The organism is Geodermatophilus sabuli, from assembly GCF_900215145.1.
Taxonomy (GTDB): Bacteria; Actinomycetota; Actinomycetes; order Mycobacteriales; family Geodermatophilaceae; genus Geodermatophilus; species Geodermatophilus sabuli.
In genome coordinates this window covers 105116-127408 of the sequence record NZ_OBDO01000013.1, presented here as the reverse complement: position 1 = coordinate 127408, position 22293 = coordinate 105116, and the positions used below count along the sequence as shown (strand labels likewise).

The window sequence follows — 22293 nt, the reverse complement described above, 5'->3', positions numbered from 1 at the left end:
TCAGGAGACCCGGTGCAGCCAGCCGTGGGTGTCGGGCACCCGGCCGTGCTGGATGTCGAGCAGGTGCTCGCGCAGCTTCATCGTGACCGGGCCGGGCTCGCCGTCGCCGACGGTGAAGTCGCCGGTGCGGGCCTTCACCTCACCCACCGGCGTGATCACCGCCGCGGTGCCGCACGCGAAGGTCTCGGTGACGGTGCCGTCGGCGACACCGGCGCGCCACTCCTCCACACTGAACCGCCGCTCGGTGACGGTGTGGCCCATCTCCCGGGCCACGGTGATGAGGGAGTCACGGGTGATGCCCGGCAGCAGGGTGCCGGTCAGCTCGGGGGTGACCAGCTGGGCGTCGTCGCCGGAACCGAGGACGAAGAACAGGTTCATCCCGCCCATCTCCTCGACGTAGCGCTTCTCGACCGCGTCGAGCCAGACGACCTGGTCGCAGCCGGCCTCGATCGCCTGCTCCTGGGCCAGCAGGCTGGCGGCGTAGTTGCCGGCGCACTTGACGTCGCCGGTGCCCCCGGGGGCGGCCCGGATGTAGTCCTCCGACAGGTACACCGACACCGGGTGCACCCCGCGGGGGAAGTATGCGCCGGCCGGGCTGGCGATGACGAGGAACAGGTACTCGTGGGCCGGCCGGACGCCGAGGAAGGGCTCCGTCGCCAGCTGGTAGGGGCGCAGGTAGAGGGTCTGGTCCGGGCCGGTGGGCACCCAGTCACGGTCGGCGTCGACCAGCGCGTCGACGGCGGCGAGGAACGCCTCCTCCGGGACCGGCGGCATGGCCAGCCGCTTGGCGCCACGGACGAAACGGGCGGCGTTGGCCTCGGGCCGGAAGGTCGCGACACTGCCGTCGGGCTGGTGGTAGGCCTTGAGGCCCTCGAAGATCGACTGCGCGTAGTGCAGCGCGGCCGTGGCCGGGTCGACCTGCAGCGGGGCGTAGGCGGTGAGCCGGGCGTCGTACCAGCCCTCCTCCGCGCGGTACCGGGCCACGAACATCGAGTCGGTGAAGTACCGGCCGAAGCCGGGGTCGGCGAGCAGCTCGTCCCGCTCGGCCGCGGAGCGCCGGTGCACGTCCTCCACGACCACCGGCACGCCCTCGGTGAACATCCGGGAGGAGGTGCGGCTGTCGGCGAGCGTGTCGGTCATGGCTCCCACCTTGCGGCGTGCAGGGGTCAACGAGCGGCACCCGGCGGACTGCCGGGCCGCCCGACCACCCTAGCCCGCCGCAGCGGGGGGCCGACGACGACCGCCACCGGCCCCTCCGCCGGTCAGACCTGGTTCTCCTGGTTCGCCCTCGGCCCGGCCGACTCGAGGACCTGGTAGCTCCACAGGTGCGCGGAGTGCGCGGCCGCCGGGGCCAGGGTGTCGCCGCCGCCGTCGTGGGCGCGGTCGAAGTCCTGGCTGGACTGCCAGGCCTCGTAGGCCTCCTCGCTGCTCCAGCGGGTGTAGACCAGGTACTGGTCGGTGCCCTCCGTGGGGCGCAGCAGCTCGAACCACTCGAAGCCAGGGGTCTGCTCCACCGCGCCCGCGCGGCCGCGGAAGCGCTCCTCGAAGCGCTCCTGCTTGTCCGGCGGGACGGTGATCGCGTTGATCTTCACGACGCTCATGACCCTCCCCTTCCCGGGCCCGGCGACGGTCAATCCCGCGTGGGGCACGCTGACCGGGTGACTCCCGAGCGCACCGCCGACCTCGGCTTCGCCCGCCTGGACCTGGACCGGGAACGACGCACCGGGACCCCCGAGGTGGTCTACGCCGCCGGGAAGACGCCGGAACAGACGGTCGCCTGCCTGGCCGGGCTGCTCGACGGCGGTGCGGCGTTCGCCTGGGCGACCCGCGCCGACAGCGAGACCGTCGCCGCGGTCCGCCGTCGCTGGCCGGGGGCCACCGTGGACGAGCAGGCCCGCTGCGTGGCCGTCGGCGAGCTCCCCCCACGCTCCGGCGAGGTGGTCGTGCTCACCGCGGGGACGTCGGACGGGCCGGTGGCCGCCGAGGTGGCGTTCACGCTGGCCGCGAGCGGCGTGGGCTGCCGCCGGGTGGACGACGTCGGCGTCGCCGGGGTGCACCGGGTGCTGGCCGTGGCGTCCGACCTCGCCGCGGCCGACGCGGTCGTCGTCGTCGCCGGCATGGACGGTGCGCTGCCCAGCGTCGTCGCCGGTCTCACCGACCGGCTGGTGGTGGCCGTGCCGACCTCGGTGGGCTACGGCGCGGCCTTCGAGGGCCTGGCCGCGCTGCTGACGATGCTCACCGCCTGCGCGCCCGGGGTCCTGGTGGTCAACATCGACAACGGGTTCGGCGCCGGGGTGGCCGCCGCCCGGATCGTGCGGTCGGTTCAGCGGTAGCGGACGGGGTCGGGCAGCAGCTCGTTCATCGACCCGGAGCGGAAGCCCCGCGGATCGACGTCGACCCGGTCGAAGCCGGCCACTGCGGCGAGCAGGTCCGGCCGCCCGGCCAGCGCGGGGACGACGGCCGCGTCGACCTCCACCCGGGCGGTGTCGTGGCCCGCCACCGTGCCGAGGTCACGCACCCGCAGGTTGCGCACGGGCAGGCCGGCGGCCTGCAGGGCGGTGCGCAGCGCGGCCTCGGCCGCCTCGACGCGGGCCAGTCGCCGCGCCGACACCGGCACGCCGTAGGCGATCCGGCTGGCCAGACATGCCGCGGCCGGCTTGTCGGCCAGCGCGAGCCCCCACCGGCGGGCGGCGGCGCGGACGTCGTCCTTGGTCAGCCCGGCCCGGGCCAGCGGCGCCCAGGCGCCCCGTTCCGCGGCGGCGCGGATCCCGGGCCGGAACCCGGCCCGCAGGTCGTCGGCGTTGGTGCCGGTGACCACGTCGGCGATGCCCAGCCGGGTGGCCAGGGGGACCAGGACGTCGACGAGCTCGGTCTTGCAGAAGGCGCAGCGGTCCCCGGCGTTGGCGACGTAGCCCTCCCGGGACAGCTCGTCGGTGCGCGGCAGCTCGTGGCGCACACCGAGCGTGGCGGCGAAGGCGACCGCGTCCGCCCGCTCGGCGGCCGGGAGGCTCGGCGAGACGGCGGTGGCGGCCACCACCCGCTCGGCACCGAGGGCGCGGACCGCCGCGGCCAGCAGGAGGCCGGAGTCGACCCCGCCGGAGAAGGCCACGAGCACCCCTGGGAGCGGGGCGAGCTGGGCCTGCAGGGCCTCCAGCCGGGCGTCGAGCACGTCAGCAGGCTGCCACAGCTCAGCCGGGCGGGAAGCCGACCACGACACGGGCGGTGGACCCCGCGTCCTCGACCAGGGCCACCAGCCGTCCCGCGCCGTCGACCGCGGCGTGCAGGCCGGGCGCCCCGGTCGCGGGGACGCGCTGGCCGTACCCGAGCGCCGTCGCCTCGGCCTCGGCGAGGACCCGCTCGGGGAAGACGGCGCGAGCGGCGTCGGTCAGGCCGAGCACGCCCGCTCCCCCACCGGCGGCCAGCGCGGCGCCGGCGTCCTCCACGGCGGCGGCGTCGGCGACGGAGAAGGGCCCCGAGGCGGTCCGGCGCAGGGCGGTGAGGTGGCCGCCCACGCCCAGGGCCGCCCCGGCGTCGCGGGCGATGGCGCGGATGTAGGTGCCGGCGGTGCAGCGCACGGTCACCTCGACGTCCACCACGTCCGGCCTCGGCCGGGTGGTGCGGTGCACGTCGATGCCGTGGACGGTCACCGCCCGCGGCTCCAGGACGACCTCCTCACCGGCGCGCACCCGGTCGTAGGAGCGGCGGCCGGCGACCTTGACCGCGCTCACCGAGGAGGGCACCTGCAGGAGCGGTCCGGTTTGGGCGGCCAGCGCTGCGGCGACCGCGGCGTCGTCGAGGTGGCCCGCGGAGGTGGTGGTGAGGACCTCGCCCTCGCGGTCGTCGGTGACCGTGGACTGCCCGAGCCGGATCGTCGCCTCGTAGGTCTTGTCGTGCCCGCCCACGTACCCGAGCAGCCGGGTGGCTGCGCCCACGCCGAGGACCAGCAGGCCGGTCGCCATCGGGTCGAGGGTGCCGGCGTGGCCGACCCGGCGGACCGAGAGCACCCGCCGGGCGCGGGCGACGACGTCGTGGGAGGTCATGCCGCCGGGCTTGTCGACCAGGAGGAGACCGGGGGGGACGTCGGCATCGGGGCGGCGGCGTCCCTGGGCTCCGCTCCGCGCTCGCTCCGTTCCTCGGTCGCCGGCGCTCCCTGCGGTGCTCACTCGGGCGTCGTCGTCGCGTGGACTCACGCCGTCACCGTCTCAGGCGCGGTCAGCCATCGGTCCCCCGCCACCCGGACCAGGACGGCGACGAGCCGCAGGGCGATGAAGAGCACGAGGCCGGTCCACACGCCGGCCAGCCCCCACCCGAGCGGGACGGCCAGCAGCGACAGCGGCACGAACCCCACCAGCGCGGCGCCGATGGTCACGGTGCGGAGGTAGCCGACGTCGCCGGCGCCCATGAGCACGCCGTCCAGCGCGAACACCACCCCTGCCAGCGGCTGCATGCCGGCGAGGAACCACCAGGCGACGCCGGCCTGCGCGACGACCGCGGGGTCGTCGGTGAACAACGGCAGTACCACCGGGCGGACGATGAGCAGCACCGCGGCGACCAGCACGCCGGTGGCCAGGCCCCATCCGGTGACCCGCCGCGCGGTGGCGCGGGCGTCGTCGGGCCGGCCGGCGCCCAGGGCCTGGCCGACGAGCGTCTGCGCGGCGATCGCGTAGGCGTCCAGCACGAGGGCGAGGAAGAAGAACAGCTGGATCGCGATCTGGTGGGCGCCGAGCTCCGCGGTGCCGGCCCGCGCCACCACGCCGGTCGCGACGAGGAAGGCGAGCTGGAGGACGGCCGCGCGCAGGAGCAGGTCGCGCCCGATGACCAGCTGCGCCCGGATGGCCGCCGGGCGAGGACGCCAGCCGACCTCCTCCCGCAGGATCGCGCGGACGAAGAGCGCCGCCGAGACCGCCTGCCCGGCGACGTTCGCGACGGCCGAGCCGGGCAGCCCCAGGCCGGCCGCGTGCACCAGGAGCGGACACAGCACCAGGCTGACCAGGCTGCCGGCGAGCACGTAGCGCATGGGCCGCCGCAGCTCCTGCACACCGCGCAGCCAGCCGTTGCCGGCCAGCGACACCAGCAGCAACGGCGCGCCCAGGCCGGCGATGCGCAACCACGTCTCACCCGCGGCCGCGACGGGACCGGCACCGCCGGCGAGCGTGCGGGTCAGCGGTCCGGCCAGCGCCTGGAAGACGACCAGCACCAGCAGCCCGAGACCGAGGGCCAGCCACGTGGCCTGCACGCCCTCGGCGACCGCACCCGCCCGGTCCCCGGCGCCGGCGCGGCGGGCGGCACGGGCGGTGGTGCCGTAGGCGAGGAAGTTCAGCAGCGCCACCGCCCAGGCCAGCAGCCCGCCGCCGATGGCCAGACCACCGAGCGCCACGGTGCCCAGGTTGCCGACGACGGCGGTGTCGACCAGCAGGTACAGCGGCTCGGCGGCCAGCACGACCAGCGCCGGCGCCGCCAGCGCGAGGACCCCGGGCCCCCGTCGCCCCTCGACGATCATGGCGCCGGGACCACCGGATGAGCCGGCGAGGTGGTCACACGGCCATGATCGTGGGTCAGGCCTGGCACAGCTGCGCGCGGACCGCCGCCATGGTGCCCTCCCGGTCCTGGTGGGAGGTGAAGCCGGCCGCGGCACGGTGACCTCCGCCGCCCAGAGCCATGGCCACCCGGGCGACGTCGGTCGCGCCGCGGGAGCGCAGGGACACCGACCACGACCCGTCGTCCTGCCCCTTGAGCACGCACGCCACGTCCGCCTCCTCGGTGGAGCGCACGACGTCGACCAGCGCCTCCAGCTGCTCGCCGGGCAGGCCGTGCTCGGCGGCCTCGGCGGTGCTCGACCAGGTCCAGACCAGGCCGGCGCCGACGCCGCGCTCCAGCACGGCCCGGCCCGCGACCACCGACAGCAGCCCCAGCCAGCCGAACGGCGCGGTGTCGAACAGCCGCTGGCTGATGGCGGCGTGGTCGATGCCGGTGGCCAGCAGGCGGGCAGCGAGATCGTGGGTGTCCGGCCGGGTGTTGCCGAACCGGAAGGACCCGGTGTCGGCGGCCAGGCCCGCGTAGAGGCAGGTGGCCAGCCGCTGGTCGAGCGTCACCCCGAGCCCGTCGAGCAGGTCGGCGACGAGCGCCACCGTCGCGGGCGCGGCCGGGTCGACCACGCGGACCGCCCCGAACCCGGGGTTGCTGGCGTGGTGGTCGACGACGACGGAGGTGGCCGCACGCTCCAGCAGCACCGCCAGCTCCCCGAGCCGGCCCGGCGAGGCGGCGTCGAGGCTGACGAAGACGTCCGGGGAGCCGGGGACGGCGGTGGAGGGCACCAGCCCCTCGGCACCGGGCAACCAGGCCAGGGACGCGGGCAGCACGAAGGGCTCCGGGAAGGTCGCCAGCACGCGGGCCCCACGACGGCGCAGCCCCTCGGCCAGGGCGAGCGTGCTGCCGAGGGCGTCGGCGTCGGGCTGGACGTGCCCGGACAGGACGACGGTCGCCCGGAGCTCGGCGGCCTCGGCGAGGACGGCGGCGGCGCGCGCGGTGATGTCGGTGCCGGGCGGGAGCGCGACGCTCACGCGCCCGGGCCGGGGTCGGCGACCGGCGGCGCGTCCTGTTCCTCGGTCACGTCGCCGCCGCCGACGGGGAAGCCCGGTCCGCCGTCGTCCGGCTCGTCGGAGGTGATGCTCGGGGCATCGCCGATCTCCCCGGTCTTCCCGCCGTCGGTGGGGTCACCGGCGGTGGGCTCGGGGCGGCCGCCCAGCTCGTTGCGGTCCGCGTCGGCCGGCGCCGGGTCGACTTCGCTCACGATGCGCTCCTGCTCTCGGTCGGGACCTCGACCCCGTCGTCGGCCGTGCCGGCGCCCAGGGTGTCGGCACGGCCCTCGCCGTCCTCGTCGTCCTCCGCCGGACGGCGGTAGGGGTCGGGCTCCCCGGCGTACGCCGCGCCCTCGCGCAGGCGGGCGAGCTCGGCGTCCGCGTGCCGCACCCGCTCGAGCGCCTCGTCGAGCTCGCGGGCGGTGTCGGGCACGTGGTCGGCGATGAACGTGAGGGTCGGGACGAACTTGATCCCGGTCTGCTTGCCCACGGTGGAGCGGAGCACGCCGGTCGCCGACGACAGCGCCCTGGCGGAGTCCTCGACCTGGGTGGCGTCGCCGTACACCGTGTAGAAGACCGTGGCCTCACGCAGGTCGCTGGTCACGCGGGCGTCGGTGACGGTCACCATGCCGAGTCGGGGGTCCTTGATCTGCGTCTCGATGGCGGCGGAGACGATCTGGCGGATGCGCACCGCCAGCTTGCGGGCGCGGGCCGGGTCGGCCATCACGGCCCTCCTCGGTCAGGGCGTCGGGCGACGCCGGATCAGCGGGGGTCACGGCCCCCCTGCAGGGCCCGCCGCGAGCCTGCGGGTGGTGGGGCAGGGGGTCCTTCTACGAGCGGTGGGGCACGGGTCCTCAGTCGGTGTCGGAGAGCAGTTGCCGGTGCGTCGACAGCAGCGTCACCTCCGGCCGCTCGGCCAGCAACCGCTCGCAGGCGTCGAGCACGTCGGTGACCTGACCGGCGTCGGCCGCCACCGTGGCCACCGCGACCTGGACCCGGCGGTGCAGGTCCTGGTCGCCGACCTCGGCGGCGGCGACGGCGAAGCGGCGCCGCAGCTCGGCCACGATGGGCCGGACCACGGCACGCTTGCCCTTGAGCGAGTGGACGTCGCCCAGCAGCAGGTCGGCGGTCAGCGACCCGGTGAACACCGGATCACCTCCCGTCCCACCGCTGGGCGACGTCAGCCCCGCCCGGCCCCGTCCCGAGCTCGCGTGGGGCGAGGCTCGGGACGGGGTCCTCCGTCACACGCGCGGCTTCTCGCGCATCTCGAAGGTCTCGATCACGTCGTCGACCTTGATGTCGTTGAACGACCCCAGGCCGATACCGCACTCGTACCCCTCGCGGACCTCGGTCGCGTCGTCCTTGAACCGGCGGAGGGACTCCACCGACAGGTTGTCGGCGACCACGGCACCGTCACGGATGAGCCGGGCCTTCGAGTTGCGGACGATCGTGCCGCTGCGGACCAGCGAACCGGCGACGTTGCCGATCCTCGGCACCCGGAAGACCTCGCGGACCTCCGCGGTACCGAGCTGGACCTCCTCGTACTCGGGCTTGAGCATGCCCTTGAGGGCGGCCTCGATCTCGTCGATGGCCTGGTAGATGACCGTGTAGTACCGGACGTCCACACCCTCGCGGTTGGCCAGCTCGGTGGCCTGGCCCTCGGCCCGGACGTTGAAGCCCAGGACGATGACGTCGTCGGCCAGCGCGAGGTCGATGTCGCTCTTGGTGATGCCACCGACGCCGCGGTGGATGACCCGCAGCGAGATGTCGTCGCTCACCTCGATCTTCATCAGCGCCTCTTCGAGCGCCTCGACGGTGCCCGAGTTGTCGCCCTTGATGATCAGGTTGAGCTGACGCGTCTCCTTGAGAGCGGCGTCGAGGTCCTCGAGGCTGATCCGCTTGCGCATGGAGGCGTTCTGCGCGTTGCGGATGCGGGCCTGGCGGCGGTCGGCGATCTGCCGGGCCACCCGGTCCTCCTCGACCACGAGGAAGGTGTCACCGGCACGCGGCACCGAGGTGAGGCCGACGACCTGCACGGGCCGGGCCGGCAGGGCCTCCTTCAGCTTGTTGCCGTGCTCGTCGAGCAGCGACCGGACGCGGCCGTAGGCATCGCCGGCCACGATCGAGTCGCCCTGACGCAGCGTGCCGCGCTGGACCAGCACCGTGGCGACGGGACCACGGCCCTTGTCCAGCTTGCCCTCGATGACCACACCCTGCGGGTCCTGCTCGGTGTTGGCGCGCAGGTCCAGCGAGGCGTCCGCGGTGAGCAGGATCGCCGCGAGCAGGTCGTCGATGCCCTGACGGGTGGTCGCGGAGACGTCGACGAACATCGTGTCGCCGCCGTACTCCTCGGCCACCAGCCCGTACTCGGTGAGCTGCTGGCGGATCTTGGCGGGGTTGGCCCCCTCCTTGTCGATCTTGTTGACCGCGACCACGATCGGCACGTCGGCGGCCTGGGCGTGGTTGAGCGCCTCGACCGTCTGCGGCATGACGCCGTCGTCGGCCGCGACGACCAGCACGACGATGTCGGTGACCTTCGCACCACGGGCACGCATCGCGGTGAACGACTCGTGACCGGGGGTGTCGATGAAGGTGATCGGGCGCTCCTCGCCCTCCAGCTCGCTGACGATCTGGTAGGCGCCGATGTGCTGGGTGATGCCACCGGCCTCCCGGGCCACCACGTTGGCGTTCCGGATGGCGTCGAGGAGCTTGGTCTTGCCGTGGTCGACGTGACCCATGACGGTCACGACCGGGGGACGGGCGGACCAGTCCTCCTCGTCACCCTCCTCGTCACCGAAGGTGAGGTCGAAGGTCTCGAGGAGCTCGCGGTCCTCGTCCTCCGGGCTGACGACCTGGATGACCCAGCCGATCTCGGCACCGAGCAGCTGGAGCGTCTCGTCGTTGACCGACTGCGTCGCGGTGACCATCTCGCCCAGGTGGAACAAGGCGGTGACCAGCGCGGCCGGCTGGGCGCCGATGCGCTCGGCCAGGTCGGTCAGCGAGGCGCCACGGGGCAGCCGGACGGTCTGTCCGTTGCCACGGGGCAACTGGACGCCGCCCATGCTGGGCGCCGCCATCGAGTCGAACTCCTGACGCCGCTGCTTCTTGCTCTTGCGGCCACGGACCGGACCCCGACCACCGGGACGGCCGAAGGCACCGGCGGTACCGGCACCCGAGCCACCACGGCCACGGCCGCGGCCACCGCCGCCACCACGGAAGCCACCACCGGCGGGGGCACCGCCACCGCCGCCGCCACCGCCACCGCCACCGGGACGGAAGCCGCCGCCACCGCCACCGGGCGCACCGCCGGGACGGCCACGGCCGCCGCCGCCCGGCGCACCGGGACGGCCGGCACCGGCCGGCCGCGGCGGCATCATGCCGGGGCTCGGGCGCTGGGGCATCATGCCCGGGTTCGGGCGCGGGCCGCCGGGACCGGCGGCCGGACGCGGGCCACCCGCACCGGGAGCCGGACGGGGACCACCCGCACCCGGAGCCGGACGCGCGCCGCCGGGCGCCGGACGGGGACCGCCCGGGCCGGGCCGGGGGCCCGCGCCGGGGCCGGGACGCGGCCCACCGGCGGGTGCCGGACGCGGCGCGCTGCTGAAGGGGTTGTTACCCGGCCGCGGAGCCGGCCGGGGGCCGGGACGCGGACCGCCGGGGGCGCCGCCGGCGGGGCGCTGCGCACCCGGGGTGGCACCGCCGGCCGGACGCGGCGTGGCCGGGCCGGGACGCGGACCGCTCGGCGCCGCCGGCGGCTGCTGCGCCGGAGCGCTGGCCGCGGGGGTCTGGGGCGCCGGCGCCGGCCGGGGGCCGGGCGTCGGGGCACCGGGGACCGGAGCACCGGGACGGACCGCACCGGGGCGCGGGGCGGGAGCGGGTGCACCAGGAGCGCCCGCCACCGGGGCGGAGGGCGTCTGCGGTGCGGGGGTCGCCGCCAGGGCGGGAGCCGCGGGGGCGGAGGGGGCCGGGGCGGGAGCCGGAGCAGCCGGCACCGAGGCCGCCGGCGCCTGCGGGGCAGGCGCGGCCGGACGCGGAGCGGGCCGGGGACCCGGCTTCGGAACGGCGGCCGAGCCGCCACGGTTGCCGCCACCGGAACCGGCGACGAAGGCCTCCCGGAGCCGACGGGCCACGGGGGCCTCGACGGTGGAGGACGCGGACTTCACGAACTCGCCCTGCTCCTTGAGCTTGGCGAGCACGGTCTTGCTGTCGACACCGAACTCCTTGGCGAGTTCGTGTACGCGGGCTTTGCCTGGCACGGATCTCCTCTTTGTGAGGCCGGCGGCTGGCCCGCTCGACCTCGTTGTTAGTCCTGCATGGTCATCGTGGGGACTTCACGGCTTGCTCATCCGACGACGTCCTGCCCTCGACTGCGGACCGGCCCGATGCCGATCCGTCTGTGTTGCTGCGGTCTGTCGTTCGTCCATCGCCCGCCCCGGGCCCCGCTCCCCCGGCCGCCGTGGACGGCGTGCCGAGCAGGTGGGCCCGCAGCGGACCGGCCTCGACCGGGGCACTGCTGCGCAGCGCCCGGACGAAGGCCCGGCGTCGCTCCGCTGCGTGCAGGCACTCCGGGTTGGGGTGCAACGACGCCCCCCGGCCGGGGAGCGTCCGCCGCGGATCGGGGACGAGAGTCCCGTTCCGGGCGACGACACGCAGCAGATCGGTGACCGGAGCGCGTTTCCGGCAGCCCACACACGTGCGCACCGGGACAGACGATTCGGCCACCTTGCACTCTAGCGCGCGGAGCGCCCAGGGTGTTCCGCACTCCGGCCACCGGCCACCCGACCGGGACGTGATCCTCCACCCGGTCCGCCGCGCCGCGCGCTCGGACCACCGGTCCCGGCGGCCTGCGCGCCGGAGCGCAGCGGCGCCCGGCCCTCCCCCGGGGACGGCGACGCGTCGTCGGCCTGGGCGTCACTGCGGATGTCGATGCGGCAGCCGGTCAGCCGCGCGGCCAGCCGCGCGTTCTGCCCCTCCTTGCCGATCGCCAGCGACAACTGGTAGTCGGGGACGACGACGCGCACGGCCTTGGCCTGGGGATCGACGACGTGGGCGCTGCTCACCCGTGCCGGGCTCAGGGCCGAGGCGACGAAGGTGGCCGGGTCGTCCGACCAGTCGACGATGTCGATCTTCTCGCCGTGCAGCTCGCTCATGACGTTGCGCACCCGCTGGCCCATGGGGCCGATGCAGGATCCCTTGGCGTTGAGCCCGGGCACCTTGGTGCGGACGGCGATCTTCGACCGGTGTCCGGCCTCGCGGGCCACGGCCACGATCTCGACGCTGCCGTCGGCGATCTCGGGCACCTCCAGCGCGAACAGCTTCCGCACGAGGTTGGGGTGGGTGCGCGAGACGGTGACCTGCGGGCCGCGGAAGGTGCGGGCCACCGACACCACGTAGGCCTTGATCCGGCTGCCGTGCGTGTAGGTCTCGCCGGGCACCTGCTCGGTGGGCGGGAGCACCGCCTCCACCTTGCCGATGTCGATCAGCACGGTGCCCTGGACGTTGCGGCGGTCGTGCGCCTGCACGATGCCGCTGACGATGTCGCCCTCCTTGCCGACGTACTCGCCGAAGGTCTGCTCGTGCTCGGCGTCGCGCAGCCGCTGCACAATCACCTGCTTGGCGGTGCTGGCCGCGATCCGGCCGAAGTCGCCGGGGGTGTCGTCCCACTCGCGCACGACCTCGCCGTCAGGGCCCAGTTCCTGGGCCAGGACGGCGACCTCGCCGCTCTTGCGGTCCACGTGCACCCGGACGTGCTTGGCCGCGCCGTCCGCGTGCCGGTAGGCCGTCACCAGCGCGGTCTCGATCGCCTCGATGACCGTGTCGGCCGGGATGCCCTTCTCCCGCTCGACCGCCTTGAGGGCGGTCACGTCGATGTTCACTGTCCTCCTCCGTCGTCGTCGTCCGCGGGATCCGGCTGGGCTCCCGGGTCGGGCCGGCTGAACTCCACCTGCACCCGGCCGGTGCCGAGCTCCGGCCACGACACGTGCCGCTGCGTCGGGGGGCGCTTCCTCGCCCCCGGCTTGCCCTTGGCCTCCACCGCGAGGGAGACCCCGGTGTCGTCCACCTCGAGGACCCGCGCGGTCACCTGCTCGACCGCACCCTGCGGACCCACGCCCACGCTGACCAGGCGACCGGTGTTGCGGCGCCAGTGCCGGGGCTCGGTCAGCGGCCGGTCCACCCCGGGACTGGTGACCTCCAGCACGTAGGACAGCCCGCCGAACTCGGCGTCGTCCTCGTCGAGGGCCGCGGAGACCGCCCGGCTCACCTCGGCGACGTCGTCGAGGGTGACCCCCTCGTCGCGGTCGAGCACCACCCGGACGACGCTGCGCCGGCCGGCCGGGGTGACGACGAGCTCCTCCAGGTCGTACCCGGCGGCGTCGACGACCGGCCCGATCAGGCCGGCCAGCCGGGTGGCCACGGGGTCGGTGCGGGAAGCGGCGGACACGGGCTCCCTCTCCCTCCTGGGCTCGGTCGGGCACGCGCGGGGCGGCTGCCGCCCCGGGGGCGCCCCCGCGGGCGACGGCGGACCAGCCGCCGGGCCCGGTACCGGGCGAAGAGCCAGGCTACCGCCCGGCGGTCACCCCCGAGACCCGGCGCCGAGGACCGGTCCCCCTGCCGTGTGCTGCCGCACCGGCGGGGTCGCGGCTGCGAGGATGGGGGTGATGCTCCCCCCCACCGCCCCCGCACCCCGGGGGTTCTCGCGACGCGCGCTGCTGGCGGCCTCGGCCGGGCTGGCCCTCGCCGCCACCGGCTGCACGTCCGGCTCCACCGGTGCGCCGGAGGTCAGCACCGCGGAGACCGACCAGCTGGCCGGCCAGGTCGCCGTGCAGGAGACCGTGGTCGCCGCCTACGCGTCGGCGGCGGCCGCCGACCCGACGCTCGGCGCCGAGGTGGGCGAGCTCGCGACGCAGGCCGGCACCCAGTTGGAGCGGCTGCGGGCGGCGGCTCCGTCGGCCGGCCCGTCCACCGTCTCCTCCTCACCGTCGGGGACCGCTCCCCCGGCCGGAGCCGACGTGCGGGGCTGGCTGCGCAGTCAGGTCGGTGCCGCGGCCCGCTCGCACGCCGACGCCGGCGTGGACCAGACCGGTGCCCGCGCCGCCCTGCTGGGGTCGCTGGCCGCCGGGCTGCGGGGGCACGAGGCGGCGCTGGCATGACCGGTCGATCCGCGCGGAAGGGGACACGTGACTGACGACGGCGTCCGGGACGAGGGGACCGAGACGACCGCGCTGCGCGAGGCGCTGGCCGCCGAGCACGCCGCCGTCTGGGGCTACGGCACGGTCGGCGCGGCACTGACGGCGGGCTCCCGCCCGCAGGTGTCCGCGGCCGAGAACGCCCACCGCGACGTCCGCGACCGGCTGGCCGAGCTGCTGCAGCAGCGCGGCGACGACCCGGTGCCGGCCGAGGCCGGCTACGCGCTCCCGTTCCCGGTCCTGTCGGCCGTGGACGCCGCGGCGCTGGCGGTCGTGCTAGAGGACGGCGTCGCGGCGGCCTGGGTGCGGGTGCTGGACCAGGCCGTGCAGTCCACGGTCCGCCGGATGGCCGTCGACGAGCTGGCCGGCGCCGAGGTGCGGGCGGTGGGCTGGCGCGGTGCCGCCGTGCGGACGCCGGTCACCACGCCCTTCCCCGGGCTGCCCCAGGGTTGACCGCGGGCGCGACCAGCCGGCTGCAAGCGGCCTGCAAGTCCGGGCCCCGAGGGTGGCGGTCGCCGGAGCGAGGACGCCCGGCTCCGTCGCCCCCGGGAGAGACCCGCGATGAGCACGCCCACCGACGTCCGCCGCCAGCTGCACCTGCCCGGTCAGGCCGCCGTGGCCGAGGGCCCGCACGACCTGAGCGGCATGTACGTGATGCACCACGCCTTCCGCCGCGACCTGGGCCGCTTCGCCACCGCCGTCCGGCGGACCCCGCTGGACGACGTCGCGGCCTGGCGGGCCCTGTCGGCCCGCTGGCACCGCTTCGCCTCGGTGCTGCACCACCACCACACCATCGAGGACACCGCCCTCTGGCCGGTACTCCTCGCCTCCGTCGACGCCGCCGGGGACCCGGCCGCCCGCGCGACGCTCGAGGCGATGGCGGCCGAGCACGAGCTGATCGACCCGCTGCTGGAGTCCTGCGCAACCGGCTTCACCGCCATGGCGTACGCCCCGGACGCCGCCGCGCGGGACCGGCTCGCCGGGCGGGTGGACGCCGCCTTCGGGGAGGGCGGGCGGGCCTTCCGCGTGCTGCTCCGCCTGACGCGCGGCCGCTTCGAGCGCGCCGAGCGGGCCGCCTTCCGCCACGCATGAGCCCTGCCGCGGGGGCTACCCCAGCCCGCCGAGGAAGGCGTCGGTCACCCCGACGGCCAGGCTGCTGGACTGCCCGCCCTCGACGAGCACGGCGAAGGCGAGGTCGCCCTGCGGGCCGGCCAACTGGTAGCCCATGAACCAGCCGTGGGCGTCCGGCGGGGTGTTGCTGCCGTACTCAGCCGTGCCGGTCTTCCCGTAGACCTCGCCGCGGTCGGCCAGGGCGGTGGCCGTCCCGGAGAGCACCACCTGGCGCATCATCGGCCGGAGCGCGTCGAGCACGGCGGGATCCGGACCCGTCGGCACCGCCCCCGCGGGCTCGGCACCGACGACCTCCACCGGCACCGCCGGGGTGCCGCCGGCCACGCCCGCGGCGACCAGGGCCATCTGGGCCGGGCTCATCAGCACCTGCCCCTGGCCGATGGCGTTGGCCGCCTTCGTCGTCCCGGTGCTGTCGGCGGGGACGCTGCCCCCGAACACGTCGACCGGCAGCTGCCAGTCGGTGCCCACCCCGTAGGTCGCGGCCGCGGCGGCGAGGGCGTCGTCGGGCAGTTGCAGCGCCTGCTGCATGAAGGTGGTGTTGCAGGACTGCGCGAACGCCTCGGTGAACGGCACCGTGCCCAGGTCGAACTGGTCCTGGTTCTCGAACTCGCGGCCGTCGACGACGAACGTGCCGGGGCACGGCACCGGCGTCTGCGGCGTCAGTGTGCCGGTGGCCAGCAGGGCGGTCGCGCTGATGGTCTTCATGCTCGACCCCGGCGGGTACTGGCCGGCCAGCGCGTTGCCGGCGACGGCGGCCTCGTTCGAGGCGACGGCGAGGACCTCGCCGCTGCCGGGCCGGACGACCACCAGGTGCGCGGGCAGCGGCTGGCCGGCGACGGCGGCATCCGCGGCGTTCTGGACCGCCGGGACCAGCGGCGTCTGCACCGGCTCGCCGGGGGCCGGGGCCACCGCGTCGATCTCGCGGCCGGTGTCGCCGGTGCTCCCGTCGGTGCTGGCCACGCTGACCGTGAACCCGGCGGTGCCGGTCAGCTGCTCCTGCAGGGCCCGCTGCAGGCCGGAGAGGCCCAGCTGGTCGCCGGCGGCGTAGGCCGGCCGGCCGTCCACGGCCGCCTCCTCCAGCACCTCGGCCGTCGCGGGTCCGACCCGGCCGAGCAGCGCCGCGGCGAACCGGGAGGTGGGGGCGAGCAGACGGGTGCCGGTGGGGAACACCGCGCCGGGCAGGTCGAACACCTGGGCGCGGATCGCCTCGAAGTCCGGGCGGCGCAGCGTGATCACCGGCACGAACTGGCCGGCGGGGGCGGCCTGGACGTCGGCGGTGATCTCCTCGGCGGCGACCCCGGTGGCTGCCGACAGCGCCTGGGCCAGGGCCGGCAGGTCGGTGACCTGCGCCGGGTCGACCCCGACGTCGACCACCTCGGTGGGCGAGAACAGCGGCTGCCCGGTCGCGTCGGTGATCGCCGCCCGGTCGGGCAGCTCGCGGGTGAGCACCAGGTGCTGGCCCTCGCCGAGCTCGGGGTGCACGAGGGCCGGCTCGGCGACGACGTCCCAGCCCTCCTCGGCCGCGCGCAGCTGCAGTGTGGCCGGGTAGCTCCACTCGGGGGCGGCGGCGAGGTCCCAGGTGGCGGTCCACGCCACGGTGGCGGTGCCGTCCTCGACCGCGACGGTGCCGAGCTCCGGTGTCAGGGCGGCGTCGGGGAGGTCGGCGGCCGCCTGGTCCAGCAGCGCGCCGGCGGCCTCCGGGTCCGTGGTCGCGGCGGCGGCGGCCTCGACGTCGCCGGCGGCCCAGTCCTCGAGGAACCCCTCCGCCGCGGCGCGCACCTCCTCGGACGGGTCCCCCGAGCAGGCGGCCAGTGCCGGCGCGGCGATCAGTACGAGCGTGGTTCCCAGGACCGTCCCCCGACGTGTGCACACGGGGAGACAGCGTTCCAGAGGGATCACCGATCCCCTGGAGGCAGCCCCCTGCAGGGGGTCCTTCTCCGAGGCATGGGGAGAGGGTCGTCCTCCATCAGAACAGGACGCTGGCGAACCGCCCGACCTCGCGGAACCCGACGCGGGCGTACGAGGCCCGGGCCGGTGCGTTGAAGTCGTTGACGTAGAGGCTCACCACCGGCGCGATCGCGACGCGGGCGTACTCGACGACGGCCGCGGTGCCGGCGGTGCCGATGCCCCGGCCACGGTGCGCGGGGGCGACCCAGACACCCTGCACCTGGCAGACGGAGCGGGAGACCGCGCCGATCTCCGCCTTGAACAGGACCTCGCCGTCCTCGATCCAGGCCAGGGACTGGCCGGCGCGCACCAGGTCGGCGACCCGTGCGCGGTAGCCCGCGCCGCCGTCCACCCGCAACGGGCTGACGCCGACCTCCTCGGTGAACATCGCCACCGCCGCCGGCATCAGGACCTCCAGCTCGGCGGGGCGCACCGGCCGCACCCGCGGCTCGGGGGCCACCGCCGGCGGGCCCTCGATGGCCAGCAGCGGCTGGCGGGGACGGTGGTCGCGGGCGGGACCCCACGACGGCTCCAGCAGCTCCCACAGCGGCGCGACGGCGGCCGCGGGGCCGACGATGGTCGAGCAGCGCCGCCCGGCCCGCCGCGCCCGCTCGGCGAACGCGGCGGCCGCGGTGCGCTCACTGCCGGGGACGGCGAAGGGGATGAGGTTCGCCCCGGCCAGGCAGATCGCGTCGAGGGAACGGCCCGTGCCGACGCCCCACAGCGGGGCGCCGAGGGCCCGCGCCGCGGTGCCCGCGGCCTCCACCCGACCGGCGATCACGCAGGCAGCCACGGGATCGGTGCCCAGCAGGCGGCGGACGGCCGGCTCGTCGGTCTCGTCGAGGACCCGGGCGGTCGGCGTACGGAGCACCGGCCGGATCAGCCGACGGTGACGACCGGCGCCCCGGAGGGGGCCCCGGCGTCGATCTGCTCACCGGCCAGGCGCATGGCCTCCTCGATGAGGGTCTCGACGATCTGCGACTCGGGCACGGTCTTGATCACCTCGCCCCGCACGAAGATCTGTCCCTTGCCGTTGCCGGACGCGACGCCGAGGTCGGCCTCGCGGGCCTCCCCCGGGCCGTTGACGACGCAGCCCATGACGGCCACCCGCAGCGGCACCTCCATCCCCTCCAGCCCGGCGGTGACCTCGTTGGCGAGGGTGTAGACGTCGACCTGGGCGCGGCCGCAGGAGGGGCAGCTGACGATCTCCAGGCCGCGCTGGCGCAGGTTCAGCGACTCCAGGATCTGGGTGCCGACCTTGACCTCCTCCACCGGCGGGGCGGAGAGGGAGACGCGGATCGTGTCGCCGATGCCCTGGGAGAGCAACGCGCCGAAGGCGACCGCGGACTTGATCGTGCCCTGGAAGGCGGGACCGGCCTCGGTGACGCCCAGGTGCAGCGGGTAGTCGCACTGCGCGGCGAGCAGCTCGTAGGCCCGCACCATGACCACCGGGTCGTTGTGCTTGACCGAGATCTTGATGTCGCGGAAGCCGTGCTCCTCGAACAGCGAGCACTCCCACAGCGCCGACTCGACCAGCGCCTCGGGGGTCGCCCTGCCGTACTTGGCCAGCAGTCGCTTGTCGAGGGAACCGGCGTTCACGCCGATCCGGATCGGGATGCCGGCGTCCCCCGCCGCCTTGGCGATCTCACCGACCTTGTCGTCGAACTTCTTGATGTTGCCCGGGTTGACCCGGACGGCGGCGCAGCCGGCGTCGATGGCCGCGAAGACGTAGCGGGGCTGGAAGTGGATGTCGGCGATCACCGGGATCTGGGACTTCGCCGCGATCGCCGGCAGCGCCTCGGCGTCGTCGGTGTCGGGGACCGCGACCCGCACGATCTGGCAGCCGGCGGCGGTGAGCTCGGCGATCTGCTGGAGGGTCGCGTTGATGTCGGCGGTCTTGGTCGTCGTCATCGACTGCACGCTGACCGGGGAGTCGCTGCCCACCCCGACACCGCCGACGTCGAGCTGACGGGTCCTCCGGCGCGGGGCCAGGACGGGCGGGGGCGCAGCGGGCATGCCGAGACTGACGGGGGTCGCCATGACACCCAGTATCGCCCGGTGTGCACCGTGGTGCCGCCGCCGCGGCTGTGACCCCTGCCGGGGCGGCGGCGACCGCGGCTACTGCAGCGTGATCGGGTTGACGATGTCGGCGACGAGCAACAACCCGGACAGCACGATGAACAACCCGGCGACGACGTAGGCCACCGGCATCAGCCGGGCGATGTCGAACGGCCCCGGGTCGGGACGCCCGCGCAGCCGGGCGACGACCGCGCGCGCCTTCTCGTACAGCGCCCCGGCGACGTGCCCGCCGTCGAGCGGGTAGATCGGCAGCAGGTTGAACAGGAACAGCACCAGGTTGACGCTGGCCAGCAGGCTCAGGAAGAAGCTGACCTTCTGCGCGCCGGTGAACTCCGGGATGGCGAACACCTCGCCGGAGATGCGGCCGACGCCGACCACCCCGATCGGCCCGTTCTCGTCCCGCTCCTCACCGAGGAACGCAGCACGGAACAGCTGCGGGACCTTCTCGGGGATCTCGACCAGGCGCTCGACGGAGTTCGCGACGACCATCCCGAAGTAGCCGGGCAGGTCGGCCAGCGACTGGCGGGCCAGCTCTGGCGTCGGGGCGACGCCCAGGTAGCCGGCGGTGGTGGTCTCGTCGCTGCCGGCCTCGACGTACACGGTGTTGGCGATGGGCGTGACGGTGAGGTCCCGCTGCTGCCCGTCGCGCTCGATGGTCAGCGACAGCGGTTCCCCGGGGCTGGTGCGGATCGCCTCCTGCACCGCCGTCCAGCTGTCGTACGCGGTGCGGTCCACCGGCGTCCCGCCGATGGCCACGATCGTGTCGCCGGGGCGCAGCCCGGCGGCCGCGGCGGGGCTCTGCTGCGGGAGACCGCAGCCGGCCGCGCCGGCCTCGCACAGCTGGCCGTCGGCCGTGATCGGCACCGAGCACGGCTCCTCGGCGGTGGCGCTGGCGGCCCCGGCCGGCAGCACGCACGCGGGCACGTCCCGCACCGTGGTGGTGAAGACGCTGGTGCCGACGGCGGTCAGCGTGATCGCGAAGAAGAGGACCGCCAGCACCAGGTTGTGGAATGGACCGGCGAACATCACGATGACGCGCTGCCACCAGGGCTTGGCGTAGAACACCCGCCCGGCGTCGCTGGGCCGGACGTCGTTGAGCGCCTGCCCGCGGACCTCGGCGATGAAGCTGCGCATCCGGGTGGCGCGCTTGCTCTCGCCCTCCTCGGCCGGCGGGATCATGCCGACGATGCGGATGTAGCCACCCAGCGGCACGGCCTTGATGCCGTACTCGGTCTCCCCCTTGGTGCGCGACCACACCGTCGGCCCGAAGCCGACCATGAACTGGGGGACCCGCATGCCGTACTTCCGGGCCCAGTAGAAGTGGCCGGCCTCGTGGAAGCCGATGGAGAACAGCAGGCCGACCGCGAAGGCGACGATCCCGAGGACGGTCAGGAGGATCCCGCTCAGCTCAGCCTCCGGCGATGACACCCCGGGCGTGCTCCCGGGCCCACTTCTCCGCCGCCAGGACGTCCTCGACGCAGGTGGGGGCGCCGAGGTCCGGCGCGTCGTCGAGGGTACGCGCGACGAGGTCGACGATGCCCCGGAACGGCAGCCGACCCGCCACGAACGCGGCCACCGCCTCCTCGTTGGCGGCGTTGAACACCGCCGGTGCCACACCCCCGGTCTCGCCGGCGGATCGCGCCAGCCGGACGGCGGGGAACGCCTCGGAGTCCAGCGGCACGAACTCCCACGTGCTCGCCGTGGACCAGTCCAGCGCCGGCTGGACGTGCGGCAGCCGGTCGGGCCAGGCGAGCGCCAGGGCGATCGGCAGCCGCATGTCCGGCGGGCTGGCCTGGGCGATGGTGGCACCGTCGGTGAAGGTGACCATCGAGTGCACGATCGACTGCGGGTGCACCACGACGTCGATGTCGGCGTACGGCACGCCGAAGAGCAGATGCGCCTCGATGAGTTCCAGCCCCTTGTTGACCAGGGTGGCGGAGTTGATCGTCACCACCGGCCCCATGGCCCAGGTGGGGTGGGCCAGCGCCTGCTCGACGGTGACGTCGGCCAGCTCGTCGGCGCTGCGGCCGCGGAAGGGCCCGCCGCTGGCGGTGAGCACCAGCCGGGCCACCTCGCCCCCGGCGCCGCCGCGCAGGCACTGGGCCAGCGCCGAGTGCTCGGAGTCGACCGGCACCAGCTGCCCGGGCGCGGCCGCCGCGGTGACCAGGTCACCGCCGGCCACCAGCGACTCCTTGTTCGCCAGGGCGACGGTGCGCCCGGCACCGAGCGCGGCCAGCGTGGGCCCCAGCCCGATCGAGCCGGTGATGCCGTTGAGGACGACGTCGGCGGGGCGGGTGGCCAGCTCCTCGGCCGCTCGGGGGCCGGCGAGGATCTCCGGCAGGGCGTACTCGCCCTGCGCCCAGCCGCGCTTCGACGCGGCCGCGTAGAACGCCAGCTGGAGGTCCTGCGCCGCGGTGGCCCGGGCCACGGCGACGGTCCGGACACCGAGGGACAGCGCCTGCTCGGCCAGCAGCCCGATGTCGCCGCCCCCCGCGGCCAGGGCGGTGATCCGCAGCCGGTCGGGGTTCTGCTCGGCCACCGCGATCGCCTGCCTGCCGATCGAGCCGGTGGACCCGAGCACCGTCACCTCGCGCAGGTCGCTCACCGTGCCCTCCGTTCGCTCCCGCGGCGCGCTCCGCTCCTCGGTCGCTGGCGCTCCCTGCGATGCTCACGCGCCTGTCCGCTCACCGTGCCCCCCGTTCGCTCCCGCGGCGCGCTCCGCTCCTCGGTCGCTGGCGCTCCCTGCGATGCTCACGCGCCTGTTCGCTCACCGTGCCCCCCGTTCGCTCCCGCGGCGCGCTCCGCTCCTCGGTCGCTGGCGCTCCCTGCGATGCTCACGCGCCTGTCCGCTCACGGGGCCATCCTCCCCGATGCCCGCAGCTCCCCAGCGGCGCGCCGTCCCACCTCGGGCGGTGCCCTCCCCGGGCTCCTGCCAGAATGGGTCCGCGGGCACGCGTGCGAGTGAGCCCGCGGACACAGCCGCGCCGCGAACGCGGACGTCGAGCGCCAGCGAGGAGAGCGCGTGAGCGAGCAGACCCACCGCGAGCGGATCGCGACGGACCACCCCGCGACCGAACGGGTCAACCAGCCCGGTCGCGAGGAGGCCGTCGTCCGTGCCGACGCCCATCCCGTGGAGCACGAGCGCCCGGAGGAATGGGGCTGGCACGGCGAGACCGGCCGGGCCGGCCGGATCGCCTCCTGGATCGCGATCCTCTTCATGGCCGCCTACTGGGTCGGCAACCACGAAGGCCGCGTCGAGGACTTCTGGCTCGGCGCCATCATCGCGCTGATGATCCTGCTGAAGGTCTACGACTACTTCCGGCGGAAGAACGCCTGGCGCAGCCAGTGACCACCCGCTGACCGTGACGAGG

23 protein-coding genes and 1 pseudogene are annotated in these 22293 nt (G+C 75.3%); 5 read left to right on the top strand and 19 right to left on the bottom strand.

The features are described 5' to 3' along the window. The gene (locus CRP39_RS24150; RefSeq protein WP_172442612.1) at positions 1-1140 is read right to left on the bottom strand and encodes a branched-chain amino acid aminotransferase; all 1140 of its coding nucleotides are present in this window, start codon (positions 1138-1140) and stop codon (positions 1-3) included. 122 nt (positions 1141-1262) lie between these two features. Continuing rightward, on the bottom strand, positions 1263-1601 hold the full coding sequence (locus tag CRP39_RS24145) for an antibiotic biosynthesis monooxygenase family protein (protein WP_097208936.1): 339 nt from the start codon (positions 1599-1601) through the stop codon (positions 1263-1265). A 57-nt stretch (positions 1602-1658) separates the two neighbouring features. Between CRP39_RS24145 and larB the strand changes: the two genes are divergently transcribed. Continuing rightward, complete coding sequence (gene larB / locus CRP39_RS24140) at positions 1659-2333, top strand: nickel pincer cofactor biosynthesis protein LarB (protein ID WP_097208935.1); 675 nt, start codon at positions 1659-1661, stop codon at positions 2331-2333. On the opposite strand, the gene larE is transcribed toward larB, so the two are convergent. The 12 genes and pseudogenes from larE to rimP all read right to left on the bottom strand — a co-directional run bounded on the left by larE (position 2324) and on the right by rimP (position 13020). Beyond that, positions 2324-3169, bottom strand: coding sequence for an ATP-dependent sacrificial sulfur transferase LarE (larE, locus tag CRP39_RS24135; protein ID WP_097208934.1), 846 nt, complete (start codon positions 3167-3169; stop codon positions 2324-2326). The two genes, larB and larE, sit on opposite strands and share 10 nt — an antisense overlap. Positions 3170-3188: 19 nt before the next feature. Beyond that, positions 3189-4061: a tRNA pseudouridine(55) synthase TruB gene (gene truB, locus CRP39_RS24130; RefSeq protein ID WP_260180498.1), complete on the bottom strand. Its 873-nt coding sequence runs from the start codon at positions 4059-4061 to the stop codon at positions 3189-3191. 125 nt (positions 4062-4186) lie between these two features. Then, the gene (locus tag CRP39_RS24125; RefSeq protein WP_097208932.1) at positions 4187-5500 is read right to left on the bottom strand and encodes an MATE family efflux transporter; all 1314 of its coding nucleotides are present in this window, start codon (positions 5498-5500) and stop codon (positions 4187-4189) included. A 55-nt stretch (positions 5501-5555) separates the two neighbouring features. Beyond that, complete coding sequence (locus CRP39_RS24120) at positions 5556-6560, bottom strand: DHH family phosphoesterase (protein ID WP_097208931.1); 1005 nt, start codon at positions 6558-6560, stop codon at positions 5556-5558. Next, on the bottom strand, positions 6557-6790 hold the full coding sequence (locus CRP39_RS24115) for a hypothetical protein (RefSeq protein WP_097208930.1): 234 nt from the start codon (positions 6788-6790) through the stop codon (positions 6557-6559). Before CRP39_RS24115 ends, CRP39_RS24120 begins: the two co-directional genes overlap by 4 nt. Beyond that, positions 6787-7302, bottom strand: coding sequence for a 30S ribosome-binding factor RbfA (rbfA, locus tag CRP39_RS24110; RefSeq protein WP_097208929.1), 516 nt, complete (start codon positions 7300-7302; stop codon positions 6787-6789). The genes CRP39_RS24115 and rbfA overlap by 4 nt, the downstream gene beginning before the upstream one ends. A 130-nt stretch (positions 7303-7432) precedes the next feature. Then, positions 7433-7726 (bottom strand): DUF503 domain-containing protein, encoded by a 294-nt coding sequence (locus tag CRP39_RS24105; protein WP_097208928.1) that lies wholly within the window; start codon positions 7724-7726, stop codon positions 7433-7435. 93 nt (positions 7727-7819) lie between these two features. Next, positions 7820-9655: a translation initiation factor IF-2 gene (gene infB / locus CRP39_RS27875; RefSeq protein ID WP_245854087.1), complete on the bottom strand. Its 1836-nt coding sequence runs from the start codon at positions 9653-9655 to the stop codon at positions 7820-7822. A gap of 1038 nt (positions 9656-10693) precedes the next feature. Then, positions 10694-10834 (bottom strand): annotated as a pseudogene (locus tag CRP39_RS28195) (translation initiation factor IF-2 N-terminal domain-containing protein); the annotation flags it as partial. Between the two features lie 61 nt (positions 10835-10895). Beyond that, positions 10896-11267, bottom strand: a complete 372-nt coding sequence (locus CRP39_RS24095; RefSeq protein WP_097208926.1) for a YlxR family protein — start codon at positions 11265-11267, stop codon at positions 10896-10898. Between the two features lie 41 nt (positions 11268-11308). Further along, positions 11309-12454 (bottom strand): transcription termination factor NusA, encoded by a 1146-nt coding sequence (gene nusA, locus CRP39_RS24090; RefSeq protein WP_245854082.1) that lies wholly within the window; start codon positions 12452-12454, stop codon positions 11309-11311. Beyond that, entirely contained in the window at positions 12451-13020 is a 570-nt protein-coding gene (rimP, locus tag CRP39_RS24085) for a ribosome maturation factor RimP (RefSeq protein WP_097208925.1), read from the bottom strand. Before rimP ends, nusA begins: the two co-directional genes overlap by 4 nt. Positions 13021-13237: 217 nt before the next feature. On the opposite strand from rimP, the gene CRP39_RS24080 reads away from it, so the two are divergent. The 3 genes from CRP39_RS24080 (at position 13238) to CRP39_RS24070 (ending at position 14857) form a co-directional block, all read left to right on the top strand. Further along, entirely contained in the window at positions 13238-13729 is a 492-nt protein-coding gene (locus CRP39_RS24080) for a hypothetical protein (RefSeq protein WP_097208953.1), read from the top strand. Positions 13730-13756: 27 nt separating this feature from the next. After that, on the top strand, positions 13757-14218 hold the full coding sequence (locus CRP39_RS24075; RefSeq protein ID WP_097208924.1) for a ferritin-like domain-containing protein: 462 nt from the start codon (positions 13757-13759) through the stop codon (positions 14216-14218). Positions 14219-14326: 108 nt separating this feature from the next. Further along, positions 14327-14857: a hemerythrin domain-containing protein gene (locus tag CRP39_RS24070; RefSeq protein ID WP_097208923.1), complete on the top strand. Its 531-nt coding sequence runs from the start codon at positions 14327-14329 to the stop codon at positions 14855-14857. Positions 14858-14872: 15 nt separating this feature from the next. Here the strand turns inward: CRP39_RS24070 and CRP39_RS24065 are convergent, their stop codons facing one another. The 5 genes from CRP39_RS24065 to dxr form a co-directional block, all read right to left on the bottom strand. After that, complete coding sequence (locus CRP39_RS24065) at positions 14873-16768, bottom strand: penicillin-binding transpeptidase domain-containing protein (RefSeq protein ID WP_097208922.1); 1896 nt, start codon at positions 16766-16768, stop codon at positions 14873-14875. 94 nt (positions 16769-16862) lie between these two features. After that, positions 16863-17714: a GNAT family N-acetyltransferase gene (locus CRP39_RS24060; protein WP_216359900.1), complete on the bottom strand. Its 852-nt coding sequence runs from the start codon at positions 17712-17714 to the stop codon at positions 16863-16865. 8 nt (positions 17715-17722) lie between these two features. Next, the gene (ispG, locus tag CRP39_RS24055) at positions 17723-18883 is read right to left on the bottom strand and encodes a flavodoxin-dependent (E)-4-hydroxy-3-methylbut-2-enyl-diphosphate synthase (RefSeq protein ID WP_097208920.1); all 1161 of its coding nucleotides are present in this window, start codon (positions 18881-18883) and stop codon (positions 17723-17725) included. A 78-nt stretch (positions 18884-18961) separates the two neighbouring features. Continuing rightward, complete coding sequence (locus CRP39_RS24050) at positions 18962-20350, bottom strand: M50 family metallopeptidase (RefSeq protein ID WP_245854081.1); 1389 nt, start codon at positions 20348-20350, stop codon at positions 18962-18964. After that, positions 20331-21527, bottom strand: a complete 1197-nt coding sequence (gene dxr / locus CRP39_RS24045; protein ID WP_097208919.1) for a 1-deoxy-D-xylulose-5-phosphate reductoisomerase — start codon at positions 21525-21527, stop codon at positions 20331-20333. Before dxr ends, CRP39_RS24050 begins: the two co-directional genes overlap by 20 nt. Positions 21528-21944: 417 nt before the next feature. Between dxr and CRP39_RS24040 the strand changes: the two genes are divergently transcribed. Then, on the top strand, positions 21945-22271 hold the full coding sequence (locus tag CRP39_RS24040; RefSeq protein ID WP_097208918.1) for a DUF2631 domain-containing protein: 327 nt from the start codon (positions 21945-21947) through the stop codon (positions 22269-22271). Positions 22272-22293: the final 22 nt, after the last annotated feature.

Coding starts and splice junctions, on each gene's coding strand:
- CRP39_RS24150 (WP_172442612.1), bottom strand. CDS start 1,140: ATGACCGACACGCTCGCCGACAGCCGCACCTCCTCCCGGATGTTCACC.
- CRP39_RS24145 (WP_097208936.1), bottom strand. CDS start 1,601: ATGAGCGTCGTGAAGATCAACGCGATCACCGTCCCGCCGGACAAGCAG.
- CRP39_RS24125 (WP_097208932.1), bottom strand. CDS start 5,500: ATGATCGTCGAGGGGCGACGGGGGCCCGGGGTCCTCGCGCTGGCGGCG.
- rbfA (WP_097208929.1), bottom strand. CDS start 7,302: ATGGCCGACCCGGCCCGCGCCCGCAAGCTGGCGGTGCGCATCCGCCAG.
- infB (WP_245854087.1), bottom strand. CDS start 9,655: ATGGCGGCGCCCAGCATGGGCGGCGTCCAGTTGCCCCGTGGCAACGGA.
- CRP39_RS24080 (WP_097208953.1), top strand. CDS start 13,238: ATGCTCCCCCCCACCGCCCCCGCACCCCGGGGGTTCTCGCGACGCGCG.
- CRP39_RS24070 (WP_097208923.1), top strand. CDS start 14,327: ATGAGCACGCCCACCGACGTCCGCCGCCAGCTGCACCTGCCCGGTCAG.
- ispG (WP_097208920.1), bottom strand. CDS start 18,883: ATGGCGACCCCCGTCAGTCTCGGCATGCCCGCTGCGCCCCCGCCCGTC.